The organism is Veillonella dispar, from assembly GCF_937975875.1.
Taxonomy (GTDB): Bacteria; Bacillota; Negativicutes; order Veillonellales; family Veillonellaceae; genus Veillonella; species Veillonella dispar_B.
The window spans coordinates 1-7812 of the sequence record NZ_CALJSP010000051.1 but is presented as its reverse complement, the minus strand read 5'-3'; the positions used below and the strand labels follow the sequence as shown (position 1 = coordinate 7812).

General features: G+C 39.5%; 8 protein-coding genes. All 8 read right to left on the bottom strand.

What is annotated here, in order from left to right; all coding sequences use genetic code 11:
- Positions 1–221 precede the first annotated feature (221 nt).
- Positions 222–599: a GerW family sporulation protein gene (locus Q7P05_RS02600; protein ID WP_005384862.1), complete on the bottom strand. Its 378-nt coding sequence runs from the start codon at positions 597–599 to the stop codon at positions 222–224.
- 72 nt (positions 600–671) lie between these two features.
- Entirely contained in the window at positions 672–1811 is a 1140-nt protein-coding gene (locus Q7P05_RS02595) for a hypothetical protein (RefSeq protein WP_303930278.1), read from the bottom strand.
- Positions 1812–1840: 29 nt separating this feature from the next.
- Positions 1841–2419: a cob(I)yrinic acid a,c-diamide adenosyltransferase gene (locus Q7P05_RS02590; RefSeq protein ID WP_039968824.1), complete on the bottom strand. Its 579-nt coding sequence runs from the start codon at positions 2417–2419 to the stop codon at positions 1841–1843.
- 172 nt (positions 2420–2591) lie between these two features.
- Complete coding sequence (locus Q7P05_RS02585) at positions 2592–3545, bottom strand: M23 family metallopeptidase (RefSeq protein ID WP_303930276.1); 954 nt, start codon at positions 3543–3545, stop codon at positions 2592–2594.
- Between the two features lie 12 nt (positions 3546–3557).
- Entirely contained in the window at positions 3558–4079 is a 522-nt protein-coding gene (locus Q7P05_RS02580) for a DUF4446 family protein (protein ID WP_105089981.1), read from the bottom strand.
- Positions 4080–4278: 199 nt separating this feature from the next.
- Positions 4279–5532, bottom strand: a complete 1254-nt coding sequence (hydF, locus tag Q7P05_RS02575; RefSeq protein ID WP_303930274.1) for a [FeFe] hydrogenase H-cluster maturation GTPase HydF — start codon at positions 5530–5532, stop codon at positions 4279–4281.
- 280 nt (positions 5533–5812) lie between these two features.
- Positions 5813–6742 carry a ParB/RepB/Spo0J family partition protein gene (locus tag Q7P05_RS02570; RefSeq protein WP_303930273.1) on the bottom strand — a complete coding sequence of 310 codons (930 nt, stop codon included), beginning with the start codon at positions 6740–6742 and terminating at the stop codon, positions 5813–5815.
- A gap of 63 nt (positions 6743–6805) precedes the next feature.
- Positions 6806–7576 (bottom strand): ParA family protein, encoded by a 771-nt coding sequence (locus Q7P05_RS02565; RefSeq protein WP_060924859.1) that lies wholly within the window; start codon positions 7574–7576, stop codon positions 6806–6808.
- Positions 7577–7812: the final 236 nt, after the last annotated feature.

Here is a 7812-nt window from a genome sequence, read left to right as displayed (position 1 = left end):
CCAATAGTGTACTATTTTTACTATAACAAATCTCGCTAACTTTCACAAGACTATGTTACATAGCATAATAAAGCCCTATGAACTGCTTATGAAAGTCTATAGAAGTTAAAATAATACCCACAGGCATGCCCTGAAGCTATAATCGCAGTCGTTACGGACATATTCAGAGCACACATGTGGGTATTACGGCTTTCACCTAGTATTTATAATTCGTCACCGAATTATTGTTCATCGTTCAAATAAATGTATTTATCGGATTTCAATTTGGACACAAGGTCAGGCACCAAACCGATAAGACGATCGAAGCTGCTGCTGTAAGGGTTGCCTTTAATGTTGAACAACTCGATGCGTTCGCCTTTAATAACGAGGATAGCACTTGGTTCCATTTTGGCACCGCCGCCACCGCCACCACATTCGTGATTTTTGTTAGCAGTGTTATGGTTTGTACCAGTACCAAAACCAAATGTTACGTCCACGAACGGAACAAGTGTAGTATCGCCGATTTGCACCGCTTCGCCTACTACAGTTTCCACCTTAATCATATTTTTGAATTTCTCGAATAGGACTTCCAAATTCTCTTTTACATTACTGTTCTCCATCACAGTACCTCCGCTTTTTGTGAAAGTATCATTGCTATGTTAGCTCATGTACTTAGTTGACTTAATATATCCTTACGCTGTTTGACCTTGTTCGGCTTTCAGCTTTTCTAACTGCTTAGCTTCCTTCCGTTTAACCCAGAAGACGCGAGCACCTTCACCCAATAGGGAACGCATTGGTTTAGATAGCAAAAATCTTGTGCCATGCCAAGCCATAACAGCTAAAATAATGCGACCTTTGATATGACCGCTACCTTCACCTGCCCAATTTACATAATCGAGCTCGATGTTCTCAGCTTGTTCTGGCCAAATGCTGTATAGCATAGATGCGATAATCCCCATGCGATATGGGTCACCGATACCAAATCGACCTTCTATAGCCACATCGCGTGGTTTAGAGTGGTCATAGCATCGTTTTGAAACAAGGAATAGTTGGTGCCACAATTCTGTATTTGTTACATGTTTCATGAACCAGAATGTAGGAATTTTAGACTTAAATGATGCCACTGGATCGTTTGGATCTGGCTTTTCAAAACGTTGTTTCACCGTCGTTTTGAGGTCATTCACCTTCGTAAATACCTTTTCCTTAATGGAACCGTCACTGTTGAAAGTAACGCGACTCACTGTTTCATCATCGCTTTGAATATGAGATGTTGGGTCTTGCTGAATGGAGTCATACCGATCAGCACGAGCTTGTGCATCCATATCCTTAGAAGCTTGTTCAGGACGTTCTATGCGCTCATTTGGCTTTTGAGAAGTCCCAGCCCCTGGCGCTTCTTCATCATTAAAGGTAGCGTCAGAACGCTGAGAGCTCTTCAAATCATCAAAGCTAGTACCACTAGAGCTTGCAGAAGAACCTTGTCCGCCCCCTTGCATCGCCTTGGCGAAGGCTTCCGCTTGCGACATATCGCCATCGTCGTCCATCACCTTTTGGTATTCTTCTTCTACGCGATTTTCAAGCCATTCTTCATAGTCTTTCACAGGACCAATCTTGAGCATGCCCAAAATGTATAATTCCTTAAAAAATGGTTTGTCCTGCAAATACGCTAAATGCAGTGAAAATACACGCCACAGCCATTTGACGCGCACCTCGCCACGATATGGCGAGCGTCCGTTGATTTCGATGCTATATGTGATTGGTGTCAGTAGGATAATCAAGATGAGTGCTGCAATGATGGCCACAATAACGAGGGCCACAATAGCCACTGTACTCAACCACATCACCTCCTTAGGTGTACCTATGATTAGTTTTCAATACCTTTTCGAGCCATTACGCCTTGAAGGTAGTAATGTTTGACCTCTTTCATTTCCGTTACAAGGTCTGCCTCATCGATTAATTCTTGAGGAGCCCCACGGCCCGTAAATACGAGTTCCGTTTCTGGATGACGAGCATCAAGCAAAGCCTTTGTTTTATCCCATGTAATGAGTTCAAAGAAGAGTGCCATGTTGTATTCATCAAGAACGACGAGATCGTACTCACCACTGCTGATAGCAGCTAGTGCACGTTCGTAGCCTTTTTCGATGAGCGCGACATAGTCCTTTGGCGGATTGCCAGATTCAAAGACAACGACTTCATCGCCCCATTTAGCGAGTTCATCCTTGCTCTTCATCCCTTCTTTTATGATAAAGAATGGCTTGCCCACGGTTTCTAAGGTTAAATTCTTTAAGGTAGGTAAAATAGTATGTTCACTATATACTTTAGATTTCATAAATTGCAAAAAGAGGACTTTCTTGCCAGCGCCGATGGCACGGATAGCTAGACCAATAGCAGCGGTCGTTTTGCCCTTGCCTTCGCCGGTATAAACTTGTACATAGGCCTTCATAGATATACCTCCGTTCATATACTTTTATTTTACAATATATATATACAAAAGAAAAGAAAAAGAACTTGCTATTAGTGCATTTGCACGCATAACAAGTTCTTTTTTCTATGAATTATGTTTTATGTTACATATATCGTAAAGGATATTACGTATATAGTATTGGTTTTACCTATTAGTTGCTAATTGGTAAGAAGATCATAGGATCTGTAGGAGATCCATTGAGGCGTACCTCATAGTGAACGTGGGCGCCCGTACTTTTACCAGTACTACCCATCAAGGCAATTGTTTGGCCTTGTTTTACGCTCATCCCTACGGTTACCAATACAGCACTATTATGGCCATAACGTGTTACGAAGCCATTGCCATGGTCAATTTCAACGAGGTTACCGTAACCACCCTCTGTATAACCTGCAAAGGTTACAACGCCAGCAGCAGTAGCCACGATTGGTGTACCATAGTCATCCGCAATATCTACCCCTTCATGGAACGCACCGATAGCGCCCGTTACAGGGTCCACACGGCTACCAAATGGAGAGGTAATAACACCCTTGCTCGGCCAAATACTTGGTGTTGTGTTATTCGTAACACCACCAGAGCCAGCGGAGAAGTTGATGGATTGCATAGCCATAAGGTCTTGCGCACCACCATCGCGAAGGATATTACGCATTGTATAGAAGCTAACTAGCAGTTTTTGTGCATCCTTGTCCATTTTGGATAGACGCGCTGATAATTGTGCCGCCGTCAGCGTCTTTACTTCGCTTTCATCAGCGGCTTGCTGCTTTGGGTCGCTACCGTCCCCGCCACCTTGAGATGGTGTGCCAGATTCAGCGCCCTTCAGCATTTGCTTGTTTTCTTCGCTAATTTGATTTAAGTTTTGAATTTTCTTATCTAGAACATCTGTCTTTTGTTGTAATAATTTCAGCTGTTCCGATTGCAATTGTGTCTGTTGACGTAATTGCACTACCTCGGCTTGACGCACGATGCCCCAAATGCCGAGAACCAACGCCGCGATGATTAAGATAGAGCCAACAATGGCCGCTATTTTCGCCTGCTTGATTGTTAATGTCAATATGCAGTTGTCACCATTTCTTTCAACTTTGTTTGAAATAAATGCCGGTACTTTCAATACAAACCTTCCTTATTTAGAAACGATGGCGCTCGTTAACGCTTCCTCATTGGTGCGTTCGCCCAACGCTTCGTTCAAACTCTCTAATTCTTCTTGTGAAAGACTTACGAGACTTTTACCTTTCACAATGGGTTTACTAAAAATACGGGATTCATTACGACCGTAAATACTGGAGATACAGATGCCGTTATTGTTGCCGTCAAGCAATGTAAGCGCAAAGGACAAATCATTACCGATATTTTCAAAGGCGTTATATTTAATAAAGCCAATTTTTTGTATCGTATTGCTTTGAATATTGCGGATTGCCGCTTGCTCGGTCATCATAGTCTCAAGACCCTTCGCAGCATCGCGAATTTCGCTAACCTCTACAGATAATTTACGTTCTAGGCTCGCACCATTGTCCCCTTGCATAAAGAAATCATATTTCTTTTTAAGGCTCCCTAAGCGAATGTGCAAGATGACACAATACACTAACAACGCTATAACAAGGACGATGGTTGCCATGCCAATCCACGGTTGAATCGATTCGAACATGTATATTCCTTCCTATACAATCATTCAAACTCCAACACTTAATTATACCATTCTTATTGTGAAAGTTAAATGACTGCATACAATTTAATTTAATATATCTAATATAGATAACGATACCTATATAGTAATTTATATAAAAGTATGTAATGCTATGCTGTATCTCAATCCATGTATTAGATACATATTACAATACTATTTATTAGCCCTCTAATTCGTCAACAAATGGGCTTATCGCTCGTTCTAGTATACCATGTAGAGCGGCTATGAGTACACCGTAATTTACGATTGATGTGCCTTGTACAACGGCACATTCAATGCGTCGTAATACCTCGCGGCGTGTGAGCATACAAGCACCACAGTGGATGATTAAATCATACTGAGATACATCTTTTGGGAAGGCTCCCCCACTCGTAAATTCTAGCTGTAAATCTGTATGCCCTTGCTTTTTAAGAAGATTAGGAATCTTAACAGTTCCAATATCATCGCATTGACGGCGATGTGTACAGCCTTCGCTGATGAGCACTCTAGAACCTGGTTTCAAATTCTTAATCGCCTTTACACCAGCTACTAAGTCCTGTAATTTTCCTTTAAAGCGGGCCATCAAGATAGAGAATGACGTCAACGGAATTGTACTAGGTGTCAATTCATCAACTCGATCAAAGGCCTGAGAGTCACAGATAACCATCTTAGGCGGTTTTTTAAGAGAGTTAATCATAGCAGGTAACTCTTCTGTTTGGCATACTAGTGCTAAGCCTTTATAGTCGAGAATTTCCCGAATTGTTTGTACCTGTGGCAAGATAAGTCGCCCTTTTGGAGCTGCACTATCGATAGGACATACGAGAATGATAGTATCCCCCTCTTCTACTAAACCCTGTAATAAAGTTTGTTCACCTTCTACATCAAGTGGTGTTAAACCACCCAAAAGATCGAGTAATTCTAAACGTTTAGTCTTAGATGTAAAATCAGCAGAACCAATGACAGTAGCTAAATCAGACAATCCCTTATGACTTTCAACATAAGCAGATGCATCTACTTTATTTTCTTCTTGATTTACTTCTTTATTTTCTGCATTAATTTCATTGATAAATAATGCAATAGGCACATTATTTTGTTTTAAAAGCCCTAACCAGTGCATATCATCAGCAGTTGGTTCTTCATCGGTACGAAGTACATAAACAGCGAGGTTAATCTTTTTCACAACCTCTTCTGTTTTCTCCATACGCAATGTACCTAATTCAGTTGTATCGTCTATACCGGCTGTATCGGTAATCACTACAGGTCCTAGTGGTAAAATCTCCATAGATTTGCTCACAGGATCTGTCGTCGTCCCTGCCACCTCAGATACGAGAGATACAGGCTGATCCGTTAACATATTAATCAATGTAGACTTACCAGCATTACAACGACCAAAAAAGCCAATATGCACGCGGTTTGCTTTAGGTGTTTGTTCCATAGTCTATCCTTGTTACTTAACATAACAGTAAAAGCGCAGCCCGTAGACTACGCTTTCACCGTGGATTGTAAATTGTATTTACATTATACAGAATTGTTATCGATTTGTCATTACTAAATTTACATAATTCGATATCAAATTTAGTATACCAATTATGTTATTTAATTAAAAATCCACTATATATAGTAATTACGTAGTAATAAAAAGTATATAGTTATGCATTGCTATTGCTATTGCTATTGCTATTGCTATTGCTATTGCTATTGCTATTGCTAAACAATTATACTCTAAATTCTACAGTTTCCGTATCATCTGTATGCTCTTGACCATCCATATAGGCAATGAGTCGTTCTAATTCTGCTTCAGAGGAAAAGGCAATTTCAATCTTACCTTGAACCTTTTTACCAGCGCGGAACTTAATATTTACAGGAGATCCTAAGCTTAATTTTAAACGGTCCATAAGAGCACGTACCTCTGCAGTACTTTGCGGCTTAGCAGCCTTAGTTTTAGGAGTTTTATTTTGCATAGACTTTACAAGAGCCTCTGCTTGACGTGCACTTAATTCGCCCTCTTTAATGCGTTCAGCAGCTTCTATTTGTTGAGCTGCACTACGCAATGCCAACAATGGACGAGCTTGACCTACCGTTAAGTCACCTTCGATAAGATCTTTTTGTACAGAATCACATAACTTTAACAAACGAACCATGTTTGCAATATAAGAACGGCTGCGACCTAGACGAGCAGAAATCATTTCTTGTGTTTGTTTGTAAGTATCCATTAAACCTTGGTATGCCAAAGCCTCTTCAATTGGATCTAAGCCTTCACGTTGTAGGTTTTCAACGAGGGCTACCTCTGTCATTTCTTCTGTATTATATTTTTTTACAACAACTGGTACTGTCTCTAAACCCGCAATAATAGCGGCACGGTAACGACGTTCACCAGCTACGATTTGGTATTTATTCTTTTGTTTACGTACTACAATCGGTTGGAAAATACCAAGATTTTTAATAGATTCAGCTAATGTGGCTAAACTATCTTCATCAAAGCTTTTGCGAGGTTGATCTGCATTCGGAACTAATTCAGAAATTGGTAGTTCGTGAATCTCCTTTTCAGGTAATACAGACTCTACAGTATCTACCTTCATTAAATTTCCAAGGCCCTTCCCTAAGCCAGATGATTTACTTTTCTTACTTTTAACTTCTCTAGGCATAACTAACCTCTCTCACCTTACATAATGACTATATCAATCTATAACACTCAATTATTTAACTATTTATTTAGCTTTTGAGGCTTTAATCACTTCTTTAGCTAATTTAGTATATACATCTGCACCCTTAGATTTTGGATCGTATACGATAATCGGTTCACCATAGCTTGGGGCTTCGCTAAGACGTACATTACGAGGAATAATAGTCTTATATACTTTATTGCCAAAGAATTTTTTCACTTCGTCAGCTACTTGGATAGATAAATTTGTACGACCATCAAACATAGTTAACAGAACGCCTTCGATTTCAAGGTCTTTATTAGATGTTTGTTGCACAATTGTTATGGTTTTTACTAGTTGACTAACCCCTTCTAATGCGTAGAATTCACTTTGAATTGGAATTAATACACTATCTGCTGCAGTGAAAGCATTTAATGTTAGCAAACCAAGGGATGGCGGACAGTCAATAATAATAAAGTCGTACTCATCGCGTACCGGTGCTAATGCTTTTTTCAACATTGTTTCACGTGAAACAACAGAAACGAGTTCCACTTCTGCACCAGCCAGTTGAATCGTTGCAGGCGCTACAAATAGCTTTTTAAGCATTGTAGGCTGTACAATATCAGTAATAGGTTCACCATCGATTAGAACATCGTGTACACAGAGTTCTAAATCATCTTTTTCAATGCCTAAACCAGAGCTAGCATTACCTTGTGGATCTAAATCAACAAGCAATACTTTCTTACCAGCATCAGCCAAACAAGCGCTCAAATTCACGGATGTTGTTGTTTTACCAACACCGCCTTTTTGATTAGTAATAGCTATAACTTTGCCCACTTAATTCACCTCACATGTTCGTTCAAAATATTTCTTTTTAATTATAACATAAAACAACGATAATTACGGTAATTACTAATCAAATTCTAGAAAAATATCTATAATTTCATCTATCATACACATTATTTCAAAAATTATATAGTTTATATCAGCAAATATATAGACCCAATGTGCTATATTTTCTTTAAATTATACAATTATATACCTTGATTGTTTCATATGAAACAATTTACTTT